Raw genomic sequence first — 26,318 nt, forward strand, 5'->3', positions numbered from 1 at the left:
GTATAGGTGGATATTCCTATGTCGAAACCTTATCGTTCTGGATTTTTATTTGTCTACAAACCACCTGGGATCACAAGTTCCGATTTAGTATTGAAAACCAAACGATTGTTAAGTCAAAAATCCGTGGGACATACAGGAACCTTGGACCGGTTTGCCGAAGGTTTACTCATTTTACCTTGTGGGGACTACACTGCCTTTTCCCAAGTATTTTTAGGAAAAGATAAATCTTATTTTGCTGAAGTGACTGTGGGTTTAAAAACCGATTCGGGAGATTCAGATGGGGTGGTGGAAGTGGATGAAAGGGAGACGATCCTACCTCGTTTTGAATCCGAATTTCCGATTAGTCGTCTAGAAGAGGAACTGAATCGACTCACCGCTCTCACCTCGCAAAAAGCACCGAAAATTTCTGCCCTGAAAGTGGGAGGAAAACGCCAGTCGGATTTAGTCCGGGAAGGTTCGGTGGTTGAAGAAAAAGAAAGGCAAATCTCGATCTACCAAGTGGCAGACATCCAAAAGACCAAATTAGGTTTTTCCTTTCGAATACATGTAAGTTCTGGAACCTACATTCGGAAAATCATCCTCGACCTTTCGGAGAAGTGGGGAATCCCACTGTCCCTACAAAGACTGGTCCGTGAATCCATTGGGGATTACGATTTGAAAGATGTGAAAACTCTGGACCAAATTTCCCCCCATGACCTCAGAAATTGGAAAGAAGTATTCCCACTTCCCACCCGCATTGTGGACGAGGCAGAGAAAAAAGCCGTCATCCACGGGGGATACATCTGGGACAAACTCCCGAAGCCCGTCGAAAACGGGTTTTACATTCTCGACGCAGACGAGGATACCATCCTTGCTTGGTGTGATTACCAAGGGAAACCGGACCACATTCCTTACCGGTACAGAAAAGTATTTTTTGACCCTGCTGCAAAAATTATGTTTTCTAAATGAGTCCGTATTAAAATCTGGACACCAGTATGATCACAAAAGAACAAAAACAGCAGATCATTGCTACATTCGGTAGCAAACCAAACGACACAGGTTCTGCAGAAGTACAAATCGCTCTTCTCGACTCTCGAATCAAAGACCTTACTGAGCATTTCAAAGCGAATAAGAAGGACTTTCACTCTCGCCGCGGTCTAATCGCAATGGTGAACCAGAGAAAGAGTTTGTTGGAATATTTGAAAAAGTCCAACGTAGAAAGTTATAAAAAGCTGATTGAAAAACTCGGCCTTAGGAAGTAATTCCTATGGCTACAGAGTTCACTGGTTCTTGGGGTAGAGACTCTATCACCATTGAGACCGGCAAGTGGGCGAAACAAGCTCACGGGTCGGTTGTATACAAAACCGGAAATTTGGTCTTGCTTGCGACTGTTTGTGCAGCTGACGAACCAAAAGAAGGACAAGATTTTTTCCCTCTCACTTGCGAATACACGGAGAAAGCTTACTCAGTAGGTCGTTTTCCAGGCGGTTACTTCAAACGAGAAGCAAAACCGGCAGAACATGAAGTTCTCCTTTCTAGAATTTTAGATCGTCCGATTCGCCCAATGTTCCCTGAAGGTTACTTCTCGGAAGTACAACTTCTCATACAAGTATTATCAGCAGACAAACAAGTTTCTGTCCAAGGCCATGCGATCAACGCAGCTTCGGCGGCACTTTCTGTATCATCGATTCCTTTTGCGGGTCCCATTGCTGGTGCTCGTATCGGTCGTATCGGTGGAGAGTTTATCTTAAACCCAACCAACGAAGAAATTACAAAATCCGATTTGGATTTGGTAGTTGCGGGAACAAAAGATGCCATCGTCATGATCGAAGGGGAAGCAAACGAAATCTCCAAAGAAGATATGATGGCAGCACTTCGTTTTGCCCAAGAACAGTTGAAAGTGGCTGTGGCAATGCAAGAAGAGTTGGCTAAGAAAAATGGAACTGTCAAAAAGGAAGTTGTTTTAAAAGCTCCTGACAAAGAACTCCATGCAAAAATTCGTGAGTTCGCATTCGACCGTTTGACTGTTGCTAACAAAAATGCAGACAAAGCAAAACGTAACGATGACATCAAAGCAATTAACAAAGAAACAGTAGAACATTTTAAAACTCTACTCGCTCCCGAAGACAAATCAAAAGATATCAAACATTTTTTACATGAATTAGAATACGAAGTGGTCCGCGAACTCGTGCTAGGCGAAGGAATTCGTTTTGACGGTCGTAAAACCAACGAAATTCGTCAAATTTCTTGTGAGATTGATGTGCTTCCTGGACCTCATGGTTCGGCAGTGTTTACCAGAGGACAAACCCAATCTCTTGGGGTCATGACTCTTGGAACCACTTCCGACAACCAAAGATACGAAACTTTGGAAGGTTCCAAAGAGAAGAACTTTATGTTGCACTACAATTTCCCAGCTTTCTCTGTGGGAGAGGTGCGACGTAACTCAGGTCCTGGCCGACGTGAAATTGGTCATGGAAACCTAGCAGAACGTGCGATTAAAAAAGTCCTGCCTACTCAAACAGACTTTCCTTATGTCATTCGACTTGTTTCTGAAATTTTAGAATCTAATGGATCGTCCTCAATGGCTTCAGTTTGTTCGGGAACCTTAGCACTAATGGCTGGTGGAGTTCCGATTTCTGGTCCTGTATCAGGAATTGCGATGGGTCTTTTCAGCGATGAAAAGGGTCGATTTGCGGTTCTTTCGGATATCGCCGGAATCGAAGATCATTTTGGAGATATGGATTTCAAACTCGCAGGAACCAAAAAAGGGATCACTGCTTTCCAAATGGATCTAAAAGTAAATGGACTTGGTTTGGAAGTTTTACAAAAAGCCATCGAACAAGCAGAAGTGGGTCGTGACCATATCCTTGGTGAGATGAATAAATCCATTTCTTCTGTGAAAGGTAATTTGAGCCAAAATGCACCGCGCATCACTCAAAAACAAATTCCAAAAGATCGAATTGGTGAACTCATCGGCCCAGGTGGTAAAATGATCCGTGCGATTATTGAACAATCTGGATCAGAAATTTCTGTGGATGACACAGGTAAAGTGACCATTGCTTCACCAAGTGAAGAGTCTAAAGCAAAAGCCATCGCCATGATTGATGGGATCTTTGAAGAAATCGAAGTAGGAAAAATCTACGATGGTGTCATCAAACGAATTGCAGACTTTGGTGCTTTTGTGGAAATCCTTCCAGGCAAAGAAGGACTCTGCCATATCTCTAAACTAGATGTGAAACGAGTGCAATCGGTTCGTGATATTGTTTCCGAAGGGGACAAAATTCAGGTAAAGGTGATTTCCGTTGATAAAATGGGAAAAATCGATCTTTCTCGTAAGGATGTCCTTTTAGACAACTAAACAGTCCCCAAACGACTGTTTGGGGGGAGTAAAACCAATGGCATCCGTCATCGAATGCAAACGAACCGTTTTACCCAACGGGTTAACGGTTCTCTTTCAACCTATGAAACACGCATCCTCAATGGGGGTGGGTGTTTTTTTGAAACAAGGCAGTCTTGCCGAAACTAATTCCGAACATGGATACTTTCACTTTTTAGAGCATATGCTCTTTAAGGATACGGAACGTAGAACGAGTAAAGAAATTGCTGAGTCGATTGAACGAGTCGGTGGAATTCTAAATGGTTCGACTGGTCGTGAATACACACAGTACTACGTGGTCGCAATCAAAGACCAAGCAGAACTTGCTTTTGATATTCTTTCCGATATGTTATTTCGTCCTCTCTTTCGCAAAGAAGACATCCATACAGAAAAGGGTGTCATTATGGAAGAAATGCGTTCTTACGAAGACGCTCCCGATGACTTTGTTTATGATTATTATTTTCGTAATATCTTTGGAAAGTCACCTTACGGCCGTGATATCATTGGGACTAAAATATCAGTCACTGGAGTGAGTGAAAAATCCATCCGCAGTTTTTTTGAAAAACATTATTTCCCTAAAAATATGGTGATTTCCGTTTCTGGAAATTTCACTTGGGAAAAAATTTTGGACCTAACTAATAAATATTTTTCTTTTGAAAATCCTGTAGGTAAAAATCCGACGGAGCTCATCATTCCAGCACCTAAAAAAAGTTATTCGAAGCATTTGGAGCGTCGTAAAATCGAACAGTTCCATATCATGCTTGGTGTGAATGGAAACAAAAGGGACTACCGAACAGTGACTGTCACCCAACTCATCTCGACAATCCTTGGTGGGGGAATGGCATCTCGTCTTTTCCAAAACATCAGAGAAAAAGAAGGGCTTTGTTATAGCATTTATAGTTTTCCTTCCTATTACAAAACAACGGGATTATTTTCCATCTCTTCTGCCACTTCCAAAGAAAAGGCAGCGCGTTGTGTGGAACTCATTCTAAAGGAATTGGAAAGTATTTCTAAAAATGGTTTTTCCAAATCAGAACTTGCCGATGCAAAATCTAACCAAATGGGATCGATTGCCATCGGATACGAACTTCCTGAAAACCGAATGAATAATATTGGTCTCCAGGAAATTTATTATGGTAAGTATTTTTCTTTGGAAGACCGAATGAAATCCATCAAGTCGGTGACCTTAGAGGAAATCAATGAAACCGCAAAACAATTGTTTGATCTAAAAAAAGTGCATTTGTCTTGTGTGGGAGATATGTCAGAATCTCAGTTTGCCAAAATCCCCGTACAGTTTGGTGGTTAGGTGAACAAGGCCGGAAAGAAGATAGAAAGAAGACTTTAAAAAACAAACTCTGCAAAGAAGATGCGAAGCAGATTGGAATCTTACGCAAGAACCTTCTAGCCTGGAACTAATAGACAGAAAACGACGCATACAAAGGACAAAATGAAATTACCTGAAATTCACATTCAGATTTTAAAAGAGGGAGCCGTCATCCCAGAATACAAAACCCAAGGGGCAGCGGGTATGGATTTGTCGGCCTGCCTTTCTGATAACCTCATCCTTCCCAAAGGCGAAGTGGTTTTTGTTCCGACAGGCCTTGCGATGGCCATTCCGGAAGGATATGAAGGCCAGATTCGACCAAGGAGTGGATTTTCTACCAAAAACCGGATTGTGATGCCGAATAGTCCCGGAACCATCGACTCTGATTATCGGGGAGAAATTCTCATCCCACTTTTAAACTTAAGTGGTACCGACTTTGTTTTGGAGCCCGGAACTCGGGTGGCTCAAATGGTGCTTCACTCGGTTGCCCAACTTCCCATCCAAGTTGTGGCAGAACTTTCCGCCACAGAAAGGGGAGCCGGTGGATTTGGGAGTACGGGAAAATAAGACATAATTAGAAAAAAAGACACTTAGCTTTTTTTGAACTCTACCGATAGGAAGCTGTAGAGGTGCCTTTTTATGATGCGATCCCTTTGGACCGGTGCTACCGGGATGATTGCCCAACAATTCCATATTGATACGGTGGCCAATAACCTTGCCAACGTAAACACCACTGGTTTTAAAAAGAATCGTGTGGACTTCGAAGATTTAGTGTACCAACACCAAGTGCTTGCGGGAACTCCAGCCACCTCTGTTTCCGAAATTCCTACTGGAGTGAATGTGGGTCATGGTGTGAAAGTCGCCGCCACACAGAAGTTATTCGAAATTGGATCTTTCCAAGCCACAGGAAATAAACTAGACCTTGCTCTAACCGGCGAGATGGCTTTTTTCAAAATCCAAATGCCCGATGGCACTTTCTCTTACTCAAGAGATGGATCTTTCAAAATTGATTCGAACCAACAAGTGGTGACCTCTAACGGTTACTTACTCGAACCACCGATCATCCTACCAGAAAATGCCATCCTCAATACCCTAATGGTTTCCGAAGAAGGGGAAGTGACCGTAAAAATCGGTAACGACATTCGACCAACCACCATTGGCCAATTGGAACTCTACCGGTTTGTAAACCCGGCAGGTCTCCAGGCTGTGGGGAAAAACTTGTTTCGTGAAACTGTGGCTTCTGGTCCTGAAATTCCAGGGATGCCTTCGCAAGAAGGATATGGAAGTGTTTTACAAGGGTTTTTAGAGATGAGTAACGTAAAGATCGTAGAAGAGATGGTGAATATGATTGTGGCACAAAGGGCCTATGAATCCAATTCCAAAACCATCCAAACCTCGGATAACATGCTTTCTACGGCGATCGGACTCAAACGTTAATGAAACCTTGGGTACTTTTTCTTTTTAGTTTAGGTTTCACTTTGCCCACCTTGGCAAGTGGGAAAGACTTTCGACTCTACTTAAAACCCAAAACCATTGTGGGTGCAGGGGAGATCCGTCTTTCTGATTTTACCAACTGGAAAGGAAACTGGAACCCAGTCATTTTTCAAAATTTACAATCACCCAAAGTTTTGACACCAGAACAATTGGTAGATGTTTTAAATTCTCGTTATAGTTCAGAAACAAAAGAAACAGGTGAATCTGTTTCCTTTGAAGTGATGGGAAAAGAGGGGATCTTACTTCCGAAAACCGCTACAGTTTCAAAAAAAGAATTGGAACGTTCTCTTTGGAAGGATCTGAAAGAATCCGTAGAACAGACGATTGGTGAAGAAGGAGATTTGTTTCGGTTGAGTTCTGAAAAAGATTCTATCCTTACGATCTCTGGAACGAAACTCGTTTGGCGAAATACGGGTCGCACCCTCCACGGGGGGAAAAGGCTTTTCCCATTGGATTATTATTTTGAAGGGAAGATGATCCATTCGGAATCGGTTCCTTTTTTGATTGAAGAAAAGAAAAAGGCTTACTTTACAACAAAAGAAATCCCAGCAAAAACTGTGCTCACAGAAGAAGATGTAGAACTTCGCTCTTTTTTTACCGCTGATCATAACCGCGAGTATGTGGAAGAAAGTCCTGTTGGGAAAACGGCTCTGAATGCTCTCTTGAGTGATGCGACCATTGAAAAAAAACAAGTGAGAACTTTACATACCATTGAAAGAGGACAAGAGGTTCAACTTGTGTATACAACTGGAAATCTATTCTTAAAAATCAAAACAAGGGCATTGGCATCGGGAAACAAAGGGGATGAAATCCCTGTTCTCAATCTAGCTTCCCAAAAAATCATAAAAGCTAGAGTCCAAAACGAAGGGATCTGCCTTCTGGAAGAAATTTAGGAGAATTCTGAATCATGTTGAAAGATAAACCTAAAAAGATACCAACGAATATTTTTTCTTTTTTATTTCTACTTGTTATTTTGTTATTCTTTACATCTGCTTCTACTTTGGTTGCGGATTCTTTATGGAAAGACAAGGATCCGTATTCGTATCCGAAAACCATCCAACCAGGGACAGTTGTTAAAGTGGTTTTAAAAAACGGGCTTCGAGTCGAATATGAATCCGAATACAAAGCTACTTTTGATAACGATATCAAAACGGTTCCCGATAAAAAGTTAGTTCCCGACCTTCCTGCTTATAACTCGAATTCCACATACATGCGTTCCAAAGTTGGTAAGTCCAAATCTCAAGGCAAAGTGGTAGGTGTCATGGCAGTCCTTGTTACAGGGATTGATCCAGGTACGGGGAATTTGGAACTTGAGGGAAGTAAGGTATTTAATTTATCGGAAGAAAGAATTAACCTTCGTTTGTCGGGAACTATTTCTCCTGAAGATTTAGATAAAAATCGATTCATTTCGAGTGATCTGATTGCCAACCTGAGAGTGGAATACCAAGGAACCTTAAATCCAAAAGAACTCACAAATCCTAATATCCAAATGAAACGGATCACAAATCCCGATGGAACCGTCACTGAAAAAGCAGAACTATCGGAGCCAGAAAAACAAGAAATCATTTTGAAAAATATCAAACGACTCTTAGGTGAAAGTGAGTAAATAGAATGTTATCCATGAATCAAAATCATACTTACCTAGAGTTTAAAAAAGAAACTTTCCGATTTTTTTCAAAACCATTGGTCGCAAGTGTCGTTTTCCTTTTAGGAACTCTCCCTATTTTTGCTGTAGAAACAAGACTAAAGGATCTCGTGCGAATTGATGCGGTTCGCGAAAACCAACTCACAGGGTTTGGCCTTGTGGTAGGTCTCAATGGTACTGGAGATACAAAAAATCCTCTGACTGAAGAGGCCTTACAAAATTACCTCGCAGGTCTTGGTGTGAATACCAAAAAGAATCTAAGGGATGCCAAAAACACAGCTTCTGTTCTCATCACAGCCAACGTTCCGGTCAACTTGAAAGAAGGGGATAAAATTGATGTTTTAGTTTCTTCTTTGGGGGATGCACGTTCTTTGGAAGGGGGAGTGCTTTTGCAATCTCCACTCAAAGCAGGGAATGGGGAAACCATTGCCGTTGCTTCCGGCATACTCGCGTTTGGTGGGAAAGAGAAAAAACGAGGTGGTGCTGATAAAAAATCAGGATCCAATACCGCGCTTGTTCCAATGGGTGCGATTTTGGAAAAATCGGTTCCCAATGCCCCTGTGACAAAATCAGTCAAACTCACACTTCTCGAAAAAGATTATACAACTATGGGTGCCATTGTGGATGCCATAACCGCCGAACTTGCTGTGGTTCCGGAAGTAGTCTCTCCTACAGAAGTCCTAGTTCCCCTTCCTCTAAAAACCTCTGGCCAAACTTCTCCCGGAGAAATGGCAACAGGAGAACCCAAACTGGATTTGGCCTTTCTTGCGAAGTTAGAAAATTTAACGATTAATTCTTCGCCTGTGGCCCGTGTGGTGATCAACGAAAGGACAGGGACGATCGTGATGGGAGCAAATATTGCCATTGATGAAGTGGCTATTTCCCAACAAGGTCTGACCATCCAAATTGCCAGTAGAGACAAGGCTCGGTATTTTTTTCCCATCCAAGAAGAAGGGAAAGGCGAATCTGTTTTTGTTCTCAAAGAAACCACCCAAGTTTCGGATGTGGTGGGAGCTCTCAACAAGGTGGGGGCTTCTACCCGGGACATTATTTCGATTCTTGAGGCTTTGAAGAAACAAGGGGCCTTAAAAGCGGAACTTGTGATTCAGTAATTGGAAAATCTGCCGATAGATTTAGAAGACATAATATGGACATTCACAAAATCCAAGACTACTCGAACCGCTTAAGCCGCTCCCAGGATGAATCCATTCTCACGCGGATGAAGTCCTATGCAGACGAAGTTGGAAAACCAAAAAAACAAGGTCTGTCTGATTTCCAGAACTTACTAGAAAACCATGAAGAAATTATAGGTAAGGTCAGTTCTTCTTCGCTCAAAGTCCCACAAAACATTCGCGAGGAGATAAAAGAAGATCCTTACAGAAAAAAACTTTATGATGCGTCCGTAGAATTTGAGTCTGTATTTGTGAAGATGATGTTAAAGGAAATGAAAAACACCATTCACAAAGAAAAACTCATTGATGGTGGTTACGCGGAAGAAATTTTTGAAGATATGTTATACGATGAGTATGCAAAGAACATTTCCCAAAACGAATCCATGGGACTTGCAGAAGAGATCTACAAACAGATGTCTGCATCCCTTCCGCCCGTGAAAAAAAATCCTTATTTCTAAACCCTTTAGTCGCTTTCGATACCACAGGGAGAATCGAAAGCGAACAATTCATTCAATTGATTTGGTTTTTCCTTAAATCAAATCTTTAAACGAGATTTTTTTAAGTTCTTCTTTTAGTTTCTCTTCCAACACACTTAGGCTTTCATTTAGTTTTGGCGAAATCTGTTTGAGTTCTTTCGGTGCCCCAATTTTAAAACTGGAAGTTTGTTCGTATAAGGCAACCAGATCAATCTGTTCTTTCAGTTTTACTGGAGCTACTCGTTTGTCTTCCGTTGTCTCTATTAGTTTGGCCTCGTTTAACTTTTCTAAAATGGTAGTTAAATCTTTTTCTGGCATGAGAAGCGCTTTCCGTATCCCAGAAAGTTTGATGAGTTCTCCCTGTTTGGATTGGTGGTCATAGGTGAGGGCCAATACCTGAATGGTTTTGTAAAATTCATAAGACAAATTACTATCAATGTCATCGAACGGATGTTTCGGAAGGATGTATCGGTCTGGGAATTGTAAAGTGGCAGTGACTTCCGCACCATACAGGATGATCAGTGAGATGGAGTAAATGGCAAGAAGTGCAATGGGGATTGCCGCTAGAGCCTTATACACAATCATCGTTTTTTCCGTGAATGAGGTTAGATAGATATTGATAAACCCCCAAAAGAAAATGATGAGAATGATTCCAGTCACCGCTGCACCAATAGAAGATGCTTTGATCGGAACTTTTGTATTAGGGATGATATTAAAAATTAACAAAAAGAAAAGCCAAAGAGCAAGGAGAGGTAGGAGAATTTGGAAAATGGAATAAAGAGAGAAGAACCTTTTTCCCCCTTGGTATTTTTTCCAAATGGTTTGGCCTTTCGCATCTTCCTCCACTCGAATGATTTTATTGAATTCTCCAACACCTACTAAACCTAACATACTTTCGCTTTGGGAGTTAGCTTCCGGTTCTGTTTCGATTTCCACTATTTCTTCTGCCTGGGATTCTGATCCCTCTGTAACAGCCTCCGCTGTTTCTTTCGTTTTTTTGGAAAGAAGGACCATATCCAAAATCATCCCGGCTTTTCCTTTATAAGCGGTGGACCAGTTTTCTCCCTCATCTTCTGACAAAAGAATATCACCAAGTGAAGTGAGGATATAAACATCATAATCTTGTTTTTTAGGAGAGGCAAATACCCAAATACGTTCGTAGGAATACTTTCTATGACTTAGGTCTGTCCAAGTATACCCTCCGTCCACGGTTTTGAATACAGCGCCACTATCGCCCACTAAAAACCCAACATTACGATTGAGAAATGCAATGTCATTTAAAGGTTTAGGCGAAATTTCCTGTGGGAAAAAAGTGATCCCTCCATCGCTCGTTTTCCAGAGCCTTCCTTCTCGGTCCAAAATGAATCCATCTTTGTCGGAAAAAAAACGAATCCGAATGGGAGTGATAGCAGGATCGGTGAATCTTTTGATTTCTTTTAAAGTTTTTCCGATTTCATAACGAAGGGTTCGTGTATCCTTTGTTAGGATAAATAAAGTATCATAATCAATGGCTCCAAAATCTGAGACGGTGATTCCTTTGAGTGAATGAAGTTTCCATGTGTTTCCTAAATCATTGGAATAAAGAAAACTTCCTTCTTCCGAGATGGAAAATAGGGCATTCCCGACACTACGAATCCGGAAAAAATTTTCTTTTGAGATCTCGGGTTTTTTACAGGTTCCTGTTTCTACAGTATCAAAATCAATACAAAGCATATTTTCGAAATCAATACTGGAATTTGGAATAAAGGATACGGGTTTATTTAGTTCTTTGATACTTCCAATATTTCCTTTTTCTCCTGCCACCCAAAGATCTCCATGTTTGGTGGAAACAATGGATTTGAGATGGGGAGGGCGAACGGAATCAGAAATTTTATCTGTGATATTTTTTCCGACAACAAAGAGAAGAGGACCAAAAGAAATTAAAAAGAAATAAAATACAAACTTATTGATAAAATTTCTGTGAAGGTCAATTTTCCAAATGATATGGAAGGCTTTTTCTAAAGACCGTAGTACTGCCGTTGCAGAAAAAATAAAAACAACAAATCCAACGGCTCCAATTTGAGAAGCGGTGGAAATGATATCTGTTAAAGTTTCGAGATATGGTGTGATATCAAACTGAATATTATTTCGGAGTAGGTAGGCATTGATTTCATCTACCATTTCCCCTTGCCTTGTTTGGATCCCCGAAGCAACAGTGATGAGAGCAAGTGCTACTGTGAGTGTTGGGATCAGAGTGACAATGGTTGTATAAGCAAGACTTGATCCAATGATGAGGCAATCATCTTTCATAAACCGGTGGATGGAGACAAGGAGAACTCGAATCCCTAAAATGAGTTTTCGTTTCCAACCTTTTTCTTCTGGAATCGTAGTGAGTCGTACAAGCAAAGGAGGTTGGGTGGTGTCATTCATTGGGTCTACCTATTTTTTAAAAGCGTACAAAACGTAACTGGAAGTGATGGGGAATCCGTTTCGTTTCCATTTTGACTTAAAATGGTAGAACGAAATGCGAAACCATTGGAAGTAATCTTTCCATTTGTGAAATGATCCTCTCGATTTTTGTAGTTTCGCATATAAGGGAAAATCCACTCCGAAGTACGATACAAAACGACTAAATCCAAGGTTCGTCAATATTTTTTTTAAGATGGTATCGGAGTAATAAAAAACATGGCCAGGCATATAATAGTGATAGTTTGAACCTTCTGATTTGGCTTGCCATCCATCAAAATTGGCAGTTTGCAATAGGAGAAGTCCTCCTGGTTTTAGAATCCGAGTGATTTCTTTAAAAAATAAATTTGGATTTTCTATATGTTCGATCACTTCTACCATCGTGATCACATGGAAGGATTCGTTTGGAAATTTTGCATCCAGTAAATCCCCTTGGAAAGTAGGAATTCCATTTTCATTCGCATAACGGGAAGCATACTCTGAAATTTCCACACCTTGCACAGAAAATCCTTCCATCTTTGCCGATTCTAAAAATCCCCCAAAGGAAGATCCAATGTCTAAAAAGTTTCCGAACTTTACGAACCTTTTGATATTGCGAATCCTTGCCTTCCAAACATACTGAAAGAATTTTTTATGATCCCTTTCATCGATGTATGTATACTCCGCTTTGCCTTGGTAGTAGTCTTTGGTATAAAGTTCTTTTTGGTTGGGGCGAGGATAGAGTGCTTGGAGTTTGCAGTGTTTGCATTCCACGATGGATAAACCTGCATATTTACCGGTTGTTGTGTAAAGTGGTTCCCAATCGTTAGTTTGGTCTAGAGGGCAAATTTCGGACAAAGTAGGGTTCGGATTCATTATTTTTCAGCAAGGAAAAACCAGTGACAAATACGCTCCTCTAGTTTTCCAAGTGGAGTTCTTTCCGAATAACCAATCGATGTTTTGGAAAAAATGGATAAAAAAGATTTTAAATCTTCAAGAGAATAGGTTTCCGCATAACCGCCGCTTAAGTCGGATAAATTCATTTTTCCTTGTGTTAGACCCAGATGGGTATCCCCATCCGCGCGGATCGAACCCAAAAGATACCCGCCAGCATCCAAGGATTCATATAAAGAGGAGAGGAGTTTTTTTGCCTCCTCTCTTTTGTTATAATGGAAAACTCCCCAACTTAAGATGAGCCCAAATTCATTAGGAGAAAATGGGAGGTCTGCGTCTGGAGTGTGGAGGAAACGAATCGGTGAATTACCTTCATTTAACAGATCAATGGTGGTTTTTGAATTGTCACAACCAGTGACAAAATAACCTTCATTTTGCAAAAGATAAGAATGCCTTCCAGAACCACAGCCAAAGTCTAGTGCATTTTTATTCTTTGGTTGGATCCTAGACAAAAGACGGACTAAATTTTCATCCGGAAAGGCCAATTTTGACTTAGGTCTTTCATAGTGTTCATCCCAGACATTTTTCATGAGTTGATTCTTTGAAAAATGGAATCTAACCAATCTTTGGTGGAAATGGATAGTTTGGTTGAGATACCAAACACTTGGGTTCTTTTGTGATTTCCTTCTAATTTATCGAGTGTCGCACCGCTCGGTACCAATTGTTTTTGGAAAAAGACAGATTCACCTGTGTTTGGTTCTAAGACGAAAGGTTCTCCCATCCTTTTTTGGCGTTCCGGGGGAAGGGTAAAGACTAATGCCGATTTGGTGATTCCGTCCTTCGCTTTTTTTAAAAAACCAGGCCTTGTTTTTTCACCAATGGTCACAGAAAGTAAATCATTAAAGTATTTATATCCGTAGTGTTCGGGGATAAGAACATCTGCCAAAAATTCTCCGCCTACTTCAGGAGCCGATTCGATCAGAAAACATTCTTTATTTTTGGTGATTTTGAATTCGGCAACAAAAGGTCCCGTTTTTAGTTTGGTTGCCGTGACAACTGCCTGGCAGATCATTTTGATTTCTCCTGCCATATCGATATGTTGGGAAGGTGCCACATGGGCCACCTCAATAAAGTTAGGTTTTCCAGTGGTAATTTTGTCTGTGAGAGAAATCAAATAAAATCGTCTGGCAATGACAAAACCAAGGACAGTAACTTCATCCCCAGAAATCAGAGGTTCCAAAAGATAGCCTTCACTTGCTTTCAAACGAGTGAATTTTTTAAACTCTGCTTCCGAATCGAATACAGTAATCCCTTTTTTCCCAGAACCTTCTTTCGGTTTGGCGATGAGTGGAAACTTTAGTTCCACCTTTTTTTCTTTGGCTTTGGGTTGTAAGTTAGTTTGTACGGAAGGGGGGAGGGGGATCCCAAATTTTCCCACCGAGTTTTTGAACCTTTCTTTGTCTAAAAACAAATTTACCGTATCGCGAGGATTTCCCCGGAGTTTTAATTTTTCTGCTAAATAAGAAACTGTATAAACTGCTTTTCCAAATGACCTGGAACCCACTCCCATTAGTTTGAAAGGAAGAGGGACACGACTCATGGCATGAAGGATTTTTCTATACTCATGAGTAGATTCTAATATGCGAATGTCTGATTCCACAAGACCCGGGGCCTCTGGATTTGTATCAACAGAGATTACTTTGAGTCCCCTGGCTTTTGCCGCTCGGATGAGTGGGATTTGGTTCTCTCCGGCTCCGATGGAAAGATAACTGCCGGTAAGCTGTTTCATCTATGAACCGCGAGACCCGCCTCTTCTTTGGACTCCTGTATTGCCACCACCTGAAGTTTGGTTTCTGCCAAAAGTAGGTTTGGAAACGGCTGGGCTTCCTTTCTTTTTCGCGGCTTCATTTTGGGATTTGGTCAGTTCTTCCTGGTTGACGAGGACGATGGCCTTACCTTCGATTTCTTTTCCGTTGAGAGCCGAAATTGCCTTGGTGGCATCAGCATCCGCCATATCTGCCGTTCCATATCCCAAGGATACCTTGGTGATTTTGTCCCGTTTGATTTGGAGGTGTTCCACTTTTCCATGAGCAGAAAGAAGTTTTTCTAAGGCTTCTTCGGTAAGCGACTGGGGTAGGTTTCCAATGGATAACTTCATGTCCTTCTTTTCTATGAATTTTTGTGAAAACTTCAACTCTTTTTTGACTATGTCGCATTTTCTCTTGGGGAATTGGCGGATCTTGTCGAAAGAAAATATAGGTAGGAACGTTATGTTACGAGGACTCTATACTGGTGCCAATGGGATGATTTCCCAACAAGTGAGAATGGATGTGATTGCCAACAATTTGGCCAATGTGGATAAAACTGCATTTAAAAAAGATACCACAGTCTTCAAAACCTTTCCCGAAATGTTACTCCATCGATACTCAGAAGATGGGATTGGAAAAACTCCTATGGGTTCCTTTGATACATCCCCAGTTGTCGGTAAACTAGGGTTTGGTGCCGAGGTAAATGAAGTGTACACTCGCTTCGAACAAGGGGCTGTGAAAAAAACTGATAATATTTTTGATTTGATGGTCCAAGACCAACCCGGAATGGAAAAACCTGCCTTCTTTTCCGTTCTTACCAACCGGGGAGAACGCCTCACTCGGAGTGGGAGTTTTGTTTTGGATAAAAATGGGTTTGTGGTGACTCCCCAAGGGTTTCCTCTTCTTGGAGAAAAAGGTCCCATCCAAGTGAACCAAGGAAATTTCCTTGTGAAAGAAAATGGGGAAATCTACATCAATGCCAAACTCGGAACCGCACCCAAAGACGGAACCAATTTTAGCGAAAACAGATTTGAAGATCCAGTTCTACTTGATAAATTAAAAATCCGCACGGTTGAAAACCCACGCCACTTAGACAAAGAAGGGGACTCGTTTTATTCCGACACTCCTGAATCCGGCGAACCTACTGCCTTTCCTGAACTTCTTGCCCCACAAGTCTTACAAGGTTACTTAGAAGCTTCGAATGTATCTGTCGTAACTGAGATGGTAGACATGATTGAAGTAAACCGCGCATACGAAGCAAACTCCAAAACCATGCAAACCCAAGACAGTTTACTTGGTCGTTTATTCGAAATTATGCGATAGGTTATATTATCGCATAATTTATTTGATTCGAACTATAGAGATATCCTTCCATCAAAGGTTGTTGTAAAAATTTAAATTACGTTTACAACAACCCCCTTTCGAATGTCCACTTGCTACATAAACCAAAGTCTCATTGAATTTTTCAAACCGGAACACTTTGTCCACTACCGGATGATTTGTTCCTTTGTCATTTCATATAAATTCACTATTTGTTAACGAATATTATTTAGCGTTACGCAACTTCTTTAAGATAGCACCTTCGAATAGTTTATATGCATAATGTTGCATCGTAAGGATAAAGGAGGCACCCGCGCCTACTGGAAAATTAAATTTTGGATCTTTTTCATGAATCACTTGAACGATGGTGCTTATCACTGGTTCAGGTGTTGGCGAATTACTGAATTCATTTTTAGAAAAAGCCGCAGTTTGTTTGCGTAAAACATCATAATCTTCAATTTGCAAATCAGAACGAACCGCATTATTACCAATATTTGTTTGGAAACTCATTGGTTCCACCATACTTACTTTAATGTTAAAGTCTCTAAGTTCAAAACGGAGAACCTTAAAGTAACCTTCAAGTGCATGTTTTGAAGCGGAGTAGTAGGAAACGGTTGGTAGTCCAATCAGTCCTAAAAATGATCCAACGGTTATGATTTTTCCAGATCTTTGTTTTCTAAAGTAGGGTAACAACTGATTGGTGATTTTCACAGTCCCCCAAAAATTAGTTTCAAATTGTTGTTTCCCTAAATCAATCGATGTCTCTTCAGCAAGACCTGCAACTAAATATCCCGCGTTATTGATTAAAACATCTAATTTTGGAATTTCATTAAACAATCGTTTTCCAAAGGATTCGATGGAGCTATCCGAGGTAATGTCCAATTCAATCATTTTAAAAGGCACTTGGGAGGAATGGTTTTTTGGATTTCGGCTTGTACCGACCACAGTATGACCGTCTTTATGGAGTTTATTTGCGATCAGAAGCCCGATTCCAGAAGAAGCGCCTGTAACGAGAATTGTCTGTTTCATATTTTATCCTTGCTTTTAATCATGTAAATTGAAATCCTATATACTAATCACTTGCAATTTACAAGTATAATGGACGAAAACTACTTTTAATTTGCAAGTGAAATTTTTGAAAAATTATGCCAACAAATCAAAAAAGATCAGATTGTCCCATTAGTTGTTCTCTTGATATCTGGGGGGATAAGTGGTCCCTTCTCATTATCAGAGACCTCATGAACCATAAAAAATGCACTTATGGTGATTTTTTGAAATCAGGAGAAGGCATTGCTACAAATATTCTTGCATCCAGGCTTCAGTTGCTCGAGGAAAATGATCTGATTGAAAAATTAGACCATCCTGATAGCAAAGCAAAAGTTCTGTATCAGTTAACGAATAAAGGAATCGATTTACTTCCTATCTTAGTGGAAATTCATCTATGGGCTGAAAAGTATTTTGATATTCCTAAAGATCTAAAAGATAGAATGAAAGCAGTAAAAAAAGATAAAGAAACAGTTGTGCGCGCTCTGATGAAAGACCTAAAAAAGGAACTGACGTCAACTACAGAGAAGGATTAGATAAATGAAATCTTTCTTAATGAATCATCAGATTTCCTTTCTGCCATAGGATTTTTTTTCTCGTGTGAATCCCCGAAAGACATTGTTTTAAATTTATATTAAGTTCTTTTTACTAGAGCTTCGATTCTATCGACTTTCGGGGACCGGGCTTCTCCGGGGTGCGCTAACGCTTCCGTCTGACATTCGTCAGACCAAGCCCTTCGTATCCCTTTCACAGAGGAATGGATGCACAAACTCCTAACTCCTTGTTCCCCCATCCACACGATATACCGATCCCGTAATGAAACTGGATTCTTCGGATGCTAAAAACGTTATGAGGTTTGCCACTTCCGATGGTTTGCCAAGCCTTCCCATGGGAATATTTTTTTCCATCGCATCCTTTCCTCTTTCTCCAGCTACATCTAGGATGGCAGTTTCTGTCCAACCGGGACAGACCGCATTGATCCGAACACCAAATCGTGCGACTTCTAAGGCACCTGTGGTTGTCAGTTCAATCACTCCCGCTTTGGCCACACAATAAGGTCCAAGCGAAGGAGAAGCACCAAGCCCTGCGATGGAGGCAACATTCACAATGGATCCACCGATACGGTCACCAAGCATCAGTTTTGTGGCATATTTTTGGCACCAGAATACACTGGTTAGATCCATTAAGATCAAACGGTTCCAAACCTCTGTTGTCACTTTATGCATAAAGGTAGGTTTATTGGCAATTCCTGCATTGTTCACCATAATATCCAATCTTTGGTTGCGAGATTTGAATGTTTCAACGACGGAAATGATTTCTTCTTCGATTGTTACATCACATTTGATAAATTCAGCTGACCCACCTAAACGTTCAATTTCCCCGGCAAGACGAGAGCCTTCTTCTACATTGATATCGGAAACAAGAACGTGAGCTCCTTTTTTTGCCAGTAACAAACAGGTTTCCCTCCCGATTCCGAGTGCACCACCAGTCACAATTGCATTTTTATTTTTTAAAATTAATTCCATAACCAAAACATATTTAGGTAAGCAGTAGAAGCAATAAAAATTATAAATCATTGTTAGATGAAGTGTTTAAATGTAGACCGAATGGTATATTAAATTGATTATAATCTTATACATAAAATTAAATGAATTGAAGATATGACTTTATTTTCAATAGAAATGTAGGCTGAAGAGGAAAACTCAAATCACAATCGCGGTTTTACTGACTTTTGTTTCCTAAAAAATAGAATTGGTGCAATTGGGAACTTAGCAGAATTAGAAAATTAATATATTTGAACAATATTTAGTAATAACGTTTGTTATGCGAATGTTTTGTTTTCGCTATTATTTGATATATAGTAAAAAATATGACAACTTGCTCCGAGGTTTCAGGTTATTTCTTTTTTCGTTAGTGATAGTACTGAAAATAAAACTTACATTTTAGAATCTATCTAATTTACCTGGTATCCAAAGAATCCTTAAATAAATGATAGGATTTAGATGGCGTGAGGAGACAGAAATGGGGATCGAATTTCTAAAACATTTTTTTATCTTAGATGCGGATCAATTGTTCTTTGTCGAAGGTACTTATAATTATTGGTTGGTTTCTCTTTCCATTTTCATTTCTATTTTTGCCTCTTGGATTTCTCTTTATATGCTCAGCCGTTTTTCAAACGTTGAGAACAAATTCTCTCGTTTGGCCATTCTATTTACATCTAGTTTATCGATGGGTGGAGCGGTTTGGTCCATGCACTTTATCGGGATGATGTCTTTTGACTTATGTACAAAAGTCACTTACCATAAATCAGTAACAATTCTTTCTATCCTTCCCAGTTTTTTTGCTTCATACTTCGCATTGCAAACGTTAAATAAAAAGAAGATAACCCGCAAAGAATTAGTTTCTGTAGGGATTTTAGTCGGAGCAGGGATTGGATTTATGCACTATATGGGAATGGCCGCAATGGAAATGCGGCCAAAGCTTATGTATGATCCGTATTTGTTTTTGGTTTCTCTTGTGGTTGCAATCTCTCTTGCGATTCTTTCTATTTTGATTCAGTTTCGTTTAAAAGAATCAAAGTTAAAAATAAAAACTAAATATTTAACATTGCTGAGTGGGATTGTGATGGGAAGCGCCATTTCTGGGATGCACTATACTGGAATGGCCGCTGCTCGATTTGTCTTAGAACCAGGTCAGGTTTTGGATCAAACAAATTCAGATCAGCTTTTTTTGGCAGCCCTTGTCGGATTTGGTAGTATTTTTGTGATTGGGTCTGCAGTTGTTACCATTGCTTTTATTAGTTATAAAGATCTTTTTCAGAACCTCTTAAAAAGTGAATCTAGGTTACGAGCGATTATTGAAACTGCTGCCGATGCCATTGTGATGATCAATACAAAAGGAATCATCCAAGAATTTAATATTACAGCCGAACAAATGTTTGGATGGAAAGCAAAAGAGATTATTGGCAAAAATGTAAAGATTTTGATGCCGGACCCTTTTCAAAGGGAACATGACAATTATCTTTCCAATTATTTAAAAACAGGGGAAGCCAAAATTATCGGTGTCGGTAGGGAAACCATTGCCATTCGAAAAGACGGAACCACATTTCCGATTCGTTTGGCCATTGGCCATACCAAACTCCCTCAAGATGATGTTTTTGTCGGATTGATCAGTGATATTTCGGAACGAATCATTATCGAAAACGCTTTAAAAGAAAATGAAGAACAACTAAAATCTTTCATTCAAAATATTCCAGGTGTTGTGTATCGGTGTTTTGCCGATGATCATTGGACTTCAATTTTTATGAGTGATGCCATCTTTACTTTATCTGGATATCCTGCAGAAGATTTTATAGAACCAAAACGGATCCGTACATTTTCCGAAATCATTCATCCTGAAGATAGAAGCCATGTAGCCAATCTCATTCAAAACGCCATTGATACCTCCGATACATTTGTTTTAAACTATCGAATCATTCAGAAGTCAGGAGACATTCGTTGGGTTCTTGAATACGGCGGACTTGTATTTGATGAAGAAAAAAAAGTCAAATATTTGGATGGTGTGATTTTAGACAACACCGATCGAAGGATGATTGAAGAAGCTCTCATTGAATCCAAAGAAAAAGCAGAGATGGCTGCCATTACCAAAACTACGTTTTTGGCAAATATGAGTCATGAAATTCGAACTCCGATGAATGCCATTATTGGATTTACTGAAGTCTTACTTGCCGGTGATTTGTTAGGAAATCAAAAAAACCATTTAGAAACTGTAAAAAATTCTGCTAAGTCATTATTGCGTCTGTTAAACGATGTTTTGAATTCAGCTAAATTAGATCGCGGTGCAGTAGAACTAGAAACAATCGATTTTTCTCTTTATTCGCTTGTTGACCAAGTTTGTTCTGCAATGGGAATGGAAGCTAGAAAGAAAGGTTTGGAATTTCAATCTCATCTCGATCCCAATCTGGAAGACTATTATAAAGGTGATAGTTTACGCATCCGTCAAATCTTAACAAACTTACTTGGCAATGCGGTTAAGTTTACAAAAGAAGGACTAATCCAACTGGAAATTACCAAAAAAGATTCAGAGGTGTTATTCCGCATTCAAGATTCAGGCATTGGGATTGCAGAGGATCGGATGGAAAAAATTTTTGATCCTTTCACCCAAGCAGATGTTTCCATGAGTCGAAAATTTGGTGGGACAGGACTTGGAACCACAATTTCAAAACAATTAGTCGAACTGATGAAAGGAAAAATTTGGGTCGAAAGTAAACTTGGTGTTGGGACTGATTTTTATTTTTCTCTTCCTTTGGAGAAGGGAGTCCCGGTTTTCGAGTTAAATGAAAAGATCCAATTGGATTTACCAAGTTCCAAAATCCTCATCGTTGATGATGTAAAACAAAACGTAGAACTCATCCAACTTCTGATGACTTCGAACGGTCATGAGGTGGAGATTGCAAGAAACGGAAAAGAAGCCTTGGATTTATTTTTAGTCAAACCATTTGATTTGATCTTAATGGACATCCAAATGCCAGAAATGGATGGATTGGAAGCCACAAGGCAAATTCGAACCTATGAGAAAAAAGGATCTTCTCGCATTCCGATCATTGCATTATCCGCAAGTGTATTTGATGAAGATAAGGTTTCGGCCAAAAATGCAGGTATGGATGGGTTTGTTTCCAAACCGATTGATCTCCAAGATTTGTTTTCAGAAATTGAAAAAGTTTTTGGGAACAAAGCAACTTTCAAAAATAATACAAGTTTAGATCCAAACGAAATAGATTTTTTTCAGACAAGGAGGGGGATCCGCCTCTTTGGTTCTTTGGAAAAATATGTTTCGATGTTAGATGGTTTTTTTTCTGATTTCCGAAGGGAGTTTGAGGATACAAATGAGTTCCCTAGTGAACTCGGTGACAAAAGAGCAATTCTACACCGAATCAAAGGTGTTTCATCAAATTTAGGAATCAATTCCATAGCTGAACACACACTTAATTTAGAAACAAAATTACAAAAGGAAACATTGACCAAGCTAGATTTTAAAAATTTTAAACTAATCTTTGAAGAGTCTTACCAAAAATTTGTAACTGAGTTTGCAAAAGAATTAAAAACAAAAAAAGTATCACCTCAAGTCATTCGAAAGATTCCTGTGGAATTGAAAGACCGGTTAGATTCAGCCATTGAAAAATTGATCGATTCTTTTTCTAAAGGTGCAGTCGACCAAACTGAATGGTCGTATTTATATAATACGTTAACGGATTCAATATTTTCTGATATCGTTTCAGAAATTGATTCTTTTATCCAAGAATTTGATTTTGAAAATACAATCCGAAATTTAAAAAATTTAAAACTTCGAATTATGGGAGAAGGTTAGAGTGGAAATAAATCATAAACCGAAGGTTTTGATCATTGATGATGAAGCGACAAACTTACAAATACTCAATGAAATTTTACAGAAAGACTACCAGCTTTTATTTGCCAAAGATGGAAACAAAGGAATTGAACTTACCATTTCTGAAGAACCTGAACTCATTTTGCTTGATGTGATGATGCCAGAGATGACTGGCCATGATGTATGCAAAATTCTAAAATCGAATGAAAAAACAAAATATATCCCTGTGATTTTTGTCACTGCACTGAGCGATATCGAAGATGAAGAAAAAGGATTTCAGTTAGGTGCTGTTGATTATATCACAAAACCAGTAAGCCCTCCCATTGTAAAAGCCCGGATCAAAAACCATCTTTCGCTTGTCAACGTAAATGAAGTAAAGACCACCCGCTTACAGATTGTTCAACGTTTGGGTATGGCATCTGAATATAAAGACAATGAAACGGGAATGCATGTGATTCGTATGAGTCATTATTCTCAAACCCTAGCTCTTGCTTTTGGTTACAGCTCTGAACAAGCAGAAGAAATTCTGAATGCAGCACCTATGCACGATGTTGGTAAAATTGGAATTCCTGATTTTATCATTCAAAAGCCGGGGAAACTAAGTCCAGAAGAATGGGAAATGATGAAACGCCATCCAGAGATAGGAGCTGAAATCATTGGAGATCATCATTCGAGTCTTTTGAAATTAGCTAGATCCATTGCCATTACTCATCACGAAAAGTTCGACGGAACAGGATATCCATACCAATTAAAAGGAGAAAATATTCCTTTGGAAGGGAGAATCATTGCAATCGCTGATGTATTTGATGCTTTAACGACAGTAAGGCCATATAAAAAAGCATGGGAAGTAGATGCGGCCATTGAGTTTCTCAAACAAGAATCAGGAAAACATTTTGATCCTGTTTTAGTACAAAAATTCATTACAGTTTTGCCAAAAATTCTAGAGATCAAAAACCAATGGCCCGAAGAAATGGAAATGCAGAAAAGTAAAGATTCGAAATGATGTAAAATGAAATGGATTATTATGACCATATCAAACAAGCGATTGAATTTATCGAAAAAAATCTAAGAGAAGATATTAGTGCAGAAGATGTATCCAAAAATACCTTTCAATCCAGATGGCATTTCCAACGGGTGTTTCGTTATGTGACTGGTTATTCTGTTTATACCTATATAAAAAAAAGACGTCTTACCGAGGCAGGGAATGATTTAATTTTAGGAAAAGATAAGATCATTGACATTGCATTAAAATATCATTATACAACTCCAGAATCTTTTCTTCGTGCCTTTCGATCCGAATATGGATTCAATCCATCAGAATATAGAAGTCAGTTAGAACATAAAAATTTTTCTAAATTGGAGGTGGATTTATTACGAGATGGGATTCGGATTGATGGATCAAAAATCAAAACACAGATAGTGACCAAAAACGAAATCACTTTTATTGGAAAAACATACCGAACCACCATGCAGAAATGCCAAAATGAAATCGATATTCCTAAATTCTGGGGAGAATTTATCGGCGGTGGTTTTATGGAACCAATCCCCAACCGAGTGAATCAATCTTTAATTGGTATTTACACAAACTGGGATTATGCGGAAAATTTTGATGTGATGATTGGGGCACAAGTCACAAAGGAGACAAAAATTCCTTCTGGATTTGTCGCATATACATTAAAACCAGCAAAGTATATGGTGTTTACTGTCCCCGGAAACCAAAACCAAGACATCCTGAATGGTTGGAAATATATCTACGGAACTTGGATGCCAAACACTGGGTATGAAAGAGAATTTAGCGATGATTTTGATTTGTTTGATGACCGGTTCCAATCAAATACAAATCCAGAATCAGAAATTTATATCCCTATTAAATAAATTCTTTTTTTCACTTAGTTTTTATAAAAAAGCACAAATAGTCAAGAACCCAAATCCAGTTTGCGTTAGGATCTATTTATGGAACAAACTTCAACTCACAAAATTCATTTAGGACCGATGGTCCTTGTCGGGATCACAGCACGAACCTCCAATGCGAAAGAAATGTCTGGAAAAGGAAAAATTGCCACCCTTTGGCAAAGGTTTTGGGAAGAGGGGATTCTTTCCCAAATTCCAAATCCTTTGGTTCCTTCCGAAATCGTTGTGGCTTATACAGAATTTGAAACAGACGAACACGGGGAATACACCATTTTAATTGGCACGAAGGTCAGCTCTCTGGATTCCCTTCCACCTCACTTAACAACCGTAAGTGTTTTTGAGTCTGATTATCTCCAAGTTCCCACGGAGTGGGGTCCAATTTCTGAAATTGGAATGAATACTTGGAAAAAAATTTGGTCAGAAGAAAAATACCGCAAAAATCGATCTTACAAAACCGATTTGGAAATCTACGGTACCAACGCGAAAGACCCCAACCATTCCCAGTTTGATATTTACTTAGGAATTCGTTAGTCTGCTTTCTTGATTGAACTAGTGTTAGTAGGCCTTAAATCCCGTTGGTCTTTCACCACGGGCGTAAGCAATGCTTGCTTTTTTTTCATCTTTGAGTAGTCTACTTTTTGCAATGAAACGTACCCACCAAGGAATGTTTCTGATCGGACTTCCTGTGGAGTGAGCTAAAAGATAAGCTTTTGAACATTTTTCAATCAACTCACAATTGTATATGGCTTTCTCTCGAGTGACACTCGTGATGACCACTGCCTCTTCATCCAAAAAGGCGTTGGCTCCTCCGAGGACAATGGAACTTGTTTCTACAGTTCCATCAATTCGTTTGGGAATGGGAGAGACCGGTGCTCCTAATTGGCGGCACTGTTCATCGAATACTAATGGGAGAGGATGGTCTAGTGTCTTTAGTAAAGAACTCCATTCTGGCTGAAACGAAGCGATGGCCCCAATATCAGATCTTAAAGAATATAAACTTGCATGGAAGCGAATTTGATTGAGAGTCGCTTCGTCCTTGGACTGGATTTTGATCGCTGCGGTTGGATTTTCAATGGGGAATTCGCCAATTTCCACTTTTGATTTTTTTCCTTCCCCTCTATGGATGAGAAGAAAACTTCCTTTGCCCGGAAGACGAAAGGATAGATCGGCTTTATGAGATTGTAATAAACCTTTTGTATCTAAGCGGTGCCATAAATGATTTAATTCTTCTGCATCAGTTTGTGTTTCAGATTTTGGATTTAGTTTTTTGGTAGTAGATGATTTCATTGTTTTTCCTTCGATCGAATTCACAAATTGATTTTAGAGAGCTTCGATTAACTGAGTTTTCATTTCTTGTGGCATCTGGGATAAATTTGGATTTTTTTCGATTCTTGTTTTTAGAAAACGTGCCGCTTCTTTTTCTAATAACTTTACACTTGCGATTGCTTGTTCCAATGTCAAAGCTCCGCAAACCAAACCATGATTACGCAAAAGATAAGCATTGGTCTCTTTGATAATTCTTTTTCGAAATGCTTTGACAAGAAAGGAAGTTCCAGACGGAGCATAGGATACAATTCGTACAAAATTTCCTATATTTTTTTTCCCTTCTTGGGATTCAATATCCATATCCAAACCAAGTAAAGATACTGCGCTTGCAAGTGGTTGGTGTGTGTGTAAACTCACTTGGATTTCTGGTCTCAGACTAAAAAAAGATGCATGAATTCCACTTTCCGTTGTTGGTTGTTTGGTGCCATCTACCATCTTGAGATCTTTGATTTGTAAAATACAAAGGTCTTCTGGTTTCATTGTATAATAATCTGTTGCTGAAGGAGTGACTGCCATCAGTTCCGAATCAATCCGTACTGCTAAATTTCCACCGACCCCTGCTAAAAAACCAAGATCAGCTAACTTGATACAGGCGGAAAGCATCGCCTTTCTTACGGTTTCAATTTTGGAATCTTTCATTGCTTTCGTCTCCTGCCTCGGGTGGAATGAATACCCGACTCTTGTCGATTAGAATTTCTAATGATTCGGGCGTTTGTCGACTAATTTTTCGTTTTAGTGCC

The 26,318-nt window shown here is 39.5% G+C and carries 25 protein-coding genes; 16 read left to right on the forward strand and 9 right to left on the reverse strand.

What is annotated here, in order from left to right:
• Window positions 1-18: 18 nt before the first annotated feature.
• The 10 genes from truB to EHR01_RS03150 all read left to right on the forward strand — a co-directional run bounded on the left by truB (window position 19) and on the right by EHR01_RS03150 (window position 9,448).
• Window positions 19-948: a tRNA pseudouridine(55) synthase TruB gene (gene truB / locus EHR01_RS03105; protein WP_135693134.1), complete on the forward strand. Its 930-nt coding sequence runs from the start codon at window positions 19-21 to the stop codon at window positions 946-948.
• A 26-nt stretch (window positions 949-974) separates the two neighbouring features.
• The gene (gene rpsO, locus EHR01_RS03110; protein ID WP_100742754.1) at window positions 975-1,241 is read left to right on the forward strand and encodes a 30S ribosomal protein S15; all 267 of its coding nucleotides are present in this window, start codon (window positions 975-977) and stop codon (window positions 1,239-1,241) included.
• A gap of 5 nt (window positions 1,242-1,246) precedes the next feature.
• Complete coding sequence (pnp, locus tag EHR01_RS03115) at window positions 1,247-3,337, forward strand: polyribonucleotide nucleotidyltransferase (RefSeq protein WP_135693135.1); 2,091 nt, start codon at window positions 1,247-1,249, stop codon at window positions 3,335-3,337.
• Window positions 3,338-3,374: 37 nt separating this feature from the next.
• A complete protein-coding gene (locus tag EHR01_RS03120) occupies window positions 3,375-4,661 on the forward strand; it encodes a M16 family metallopeptidase (protein WP_135693136.1) in 1,287 nt (428 codons plus the stop codon).
• Window positions 4,662-4,802: 141 nt separating this feature from the next.
• Window positions 4,803-5,246, forward strand: a complete 444-nt coding sequence (gene dut, locus EHR01_RS03125) for a dUTP diphosphatase (RefSeq protein WP_135693137.1) — start codon at window positions 4,803-4,805, stop codon at window positions 5,244-5,246.
• 72 nt (window positions 5,247-5,318) lie between these two features.
• Window positions 5,319-6,116 (forward strand): flagellar basal-body rod protein FlgG, encoded by a 798-nt coding sequence (gene flgG / locus EHR01_RS03130; RefSeq protein WP_100790205.1) that lies wholly within the window; start codon window positions 5,319-5,321, stop codon window positions 6,114-6,116.
• Window positions 6,116-7,066, forward strand: a complete 951-nt coding sequence (flgA, locus tag EHR01_RS03135; protein WP_135693138.1) for a flagellar basal body P-ring formation chaperone FlgA — start codon at window positions 6,116-6,118, stop codon at window positions 7,064-7,066. Before flgG ends, flgA begins: the two co-directional genes overlap by 1 nt.
• Window positions 7,067-7,080: 14 nt before the next feature.
• Window positions 7,081-7,779, forward strand: coding sequence for a flagellar basal body L-ring protein FlgH (locus EHR01_RS03140; protein WP_244309959.1), 699 nt, complete (start codon window positions 7,081-7,083; stop codon window positions 7,777-7,779).
• A 14-nt stretch (window positions 7,780-7,793) separates the two neighbouring features.
• Window positions 7,794-8,930, forward strand: coding sequence for a flagellar basal body P-ring protein FlgI (locus tag EHR01_RS03145; RefSeq protein WP_208721728.1), 1,137 nt, complete (start codon window positions 7,794-7,796; stop codon window positions 8,928-8,930).
• Window positions 8,931-8,965: 35 nt separating this feature from the next.
• The gene (locus EHR01_RS03150) at window positions 8,966-9,448 is read left to right on the forward strand and encodes a rod-binding protein (RefSeq protein ID WP_135693140.1); all 483 of its coding nucleotides are present in this window, start codon (window positions 8,966-8,968) and stop codon (window positions 9,446-9,448) included.
• Between the two features lie 72 nt (window positions 9,449-9,520).
• Here EHR01_RS03150 and EHR01_RS03155 read toward each other — a convergent pair whose 3' ends face one another.
• From EHR01_RS03155 to EHR01_RS03175, 5 genes are read right to left on the reverse strand one after another with little or no spacing between them, the layout of a single operon-like run.
• Window positions 9,521-11,875: a YhjD/YihY/BrkB family envelope integrity protein gene (locus tag EHR01_RS03155; RefSeq protein ID WP_135693141.1), complete on the reverse strand. Its 2,355-nt coding sequence runs from the start codon at window positions 11,873-11,875 to the stop codon at window positions 9,521-9,523.
• A gap of 9 nt (window positions 11,876-11,884) precedes the next feature.
• Window positions 11,885-12,766: a class I SAM-dependent methyltransferase gene (locus EHR01_RS03160; RefSeq protein ID WP_135693142.1), complete on the reverse strand. Its 882-nt coding sequence runs from the start codon at window positions 12,764-12,766 to the stop codon at window positions 11,885-11,887.
• On the reverse strand, window positions 12,766-13,374 hold the full coding sequence (locus EHR01_RS03165) for a class I SAM-dependent methyltransferase (RefSeq protein WP_135693143.1): 609 nt from the start codon (window positions 13,372-13,374) through the stop codon (window positions 12,766-12,768). The genes EHR01_RS03160 and EHR01_RS03165 overlap by 1 nt, the downstream gene beginning before the upstream one ends.
• A complete protein-coding gene (locus EHR01_RS03170; protein WP_135693144.1) occupies window positions 13,371-14,573 on the reverse strand; it encodes an ATP-grasp domain-containing protein in 1,203 nt (400 codons plus the stop codon). The genes EHR01_RS03165 and EHR01_RS03170 overlap by 4 nt, the downstream gene beginning before the upstream one ends.
• Window positions 14,574-14,942, reverse strand: a complete 369-nt coding sequence (locus EHR01_RS03175; protein WP_135600463.1) for an RNA recognition motif domain-containing protein — start codon at window positions 14,940-14,942, stop codon at window positions 14,574-14,576.
• Between the two features lie 112 nt (window positions 14,943-15,054).
• On the opposite strand from EHR01_RS03175, the gene EHR01_RS03180 reads away from it, so the two are divergent.
• Window positions 15,055-15,915, forward strand: a complete 861-nt coding sequence (locus EHR01_RS03180) for a flagellar hook-basal body protein (RefSeq protein WP_100790507.1) — start codon at window positions 15,055-15,057, stop codon at window positions 15,913-15,915.
• 222 nt (window positions 15,916-16,137) lie between these two features.
• Here EHR01_RS03180 and EHR01_RS03185 read toward each other — a convergent pair whose 3' ends face one another.
• Window positions 16,138-16,941 (reverse strand): SDR family NAD(P)-dependent oxidoreductase, encoded by an 804-nt coding sequence (locus EHR01_RS03185; protein WP_135693145.1) that lies wholly within the window; start codon window positions 16,939-16,941, stop codon window positions 16,138-16,140.
• 209 nt (window positions 16,942-17,150) lie between these two features.
• On the opposite strand from EHR01_RS03185, the gene EHR01_RS03190 reads away from it, so the two are divergent.
• Window positions 17,151-17,492 (forward strand): winged helix-turn-helix transcriptional regulator, encoded by a 342-nt coding sequence (locus EHR01_RS03190; protein WP_244309960.1) that lies wholly within the window; start codon window positions 17,151-17,153, stop codon window positions 17,490-17,492.
• Window positions 17,493-17,729: 237 nt separating this feature from the next.
• Here EHR01_RS03190 and EHR01_RS03195 read toward each other — a convergent pair whose 3' ends face one another.
• Window positions 17,730-18,482 carry an SDR family NAD(P)-dependent oxidoreductase gene (locus tag EHR01_RS03195; protein ID WP_135693147.1) on the reverse strand — a complete coding sequence of 251 codons (753 nt, stop codon included), beginning with the start codon at window positions 18,480-18,482 and terminating at the stop codon, window positions 17,730-17,732.
• A gap of 496 nt (window positions 18,483-18,978) precedes the next feature.
• Here EHR01_RS03195 and EHR01_RS03200 point away from each other — a divergent pair, with 496 nt between their 5' ends.
• From EHR01_RS03200 to EHR01_RS03215, 4 genes are all read left to right on the forward strand, one after another.
• Window positions 18,979-22,323, forward strand: coding sequence for a PAS domain S-box protein (locus tag EHR01_RS03200; RefSeq protein WP_135693148.1), 3,345 nt, complete (start codon window positions 18,979-18,981; stop codon window positions 22,321-22,323).
• A gap of 1 nt (window position 22,324) precedes the next feature.
• The gene (locus EHR01_RS03205) at window positions 22,325-23,344 is read left to right on the forward strand and encodes an HD domain-containing phosphohydrolase (RefSeq protein ID WP_135693149.1); all 1,020 of its coding nucleotides are present in this window, start codon (window positions 22,325-22,327) and stop codon (window positions 23,342-23,344) included.
• 11 nt (window positions 23,345-23,355) lie between these two features.
• Window positions 23,356-24,216, forward strand: coding sequence for an AraC family transcriptional regulator (locus EHR01_RS03210; RefSeq protein ID WP_135693150.1), 861 nt, complete (start codon window positions 23,356-23,358; stop codon window positions 24,214-24,216).
• A gap of 78 nt (window positions 24,217-24,294) precedes the next feature.
• The gene (locus EHR01_RS03215) at window positions 24,295-24,783 is read left to right on the forward strand and encodes a GyrI-like domain-containing protein (protein ID WP_135693151.1); all 489 of its coding nucleotides are present in this window, start codon (window positions 24,295-24,297) and stop codon (window positions 24,781-24,783) included.
• A gap of 24 nt (window positions 24,784-24,807) precedes the next feature.
• Here EHR01_RS03215 and EHR01_RS03220 read toward each other — a convergent pair whose 3' ends face one another.
• Together EHR01_RS03220 and EHR01_RS03225 are read right to left on the reverse strand one after the other, a co-directional pair.
• Window positions 24,808-25,539, reverse strand: coding sequence for a class II aldolase/adducin family protein (locus EHR01_RS03220; RefSeq protein ID WP_135693152.1), 732 nt, complete (start codon window positions 25,537-25,539; stop codon window positions 24,808-24,810).
• Window positions 25,540-25,572: 33 nt separating this feature from the next.
• Window positions 25,573-26,217 carry a class II aldolase/adducin family protein gene (locus EHR01_RS03225; protein ID WP_135693153.1) on the reverse strand — a complete coding sequence of 215 codons (645 nt, stop codon included), beginning with the start codon at window positions 26,215-26,217 and terminating at the stop codon, window positions 25,573-25,575.
• Window positions 26,218-26,318 lie beyond the last annotated feature (101 nt).

The sequence above is a fragment of the Leptospira mtsangambouensis genome, assembly GCF_004770475.1.
In the GTDB taxonomy this organism is placed as follows: Bacteria; Spirochaetota; Leptospiria; order Leptospirales; family Leptospiraceae; genus Leptospira_A; species Leptospira_A mtsangambouensis.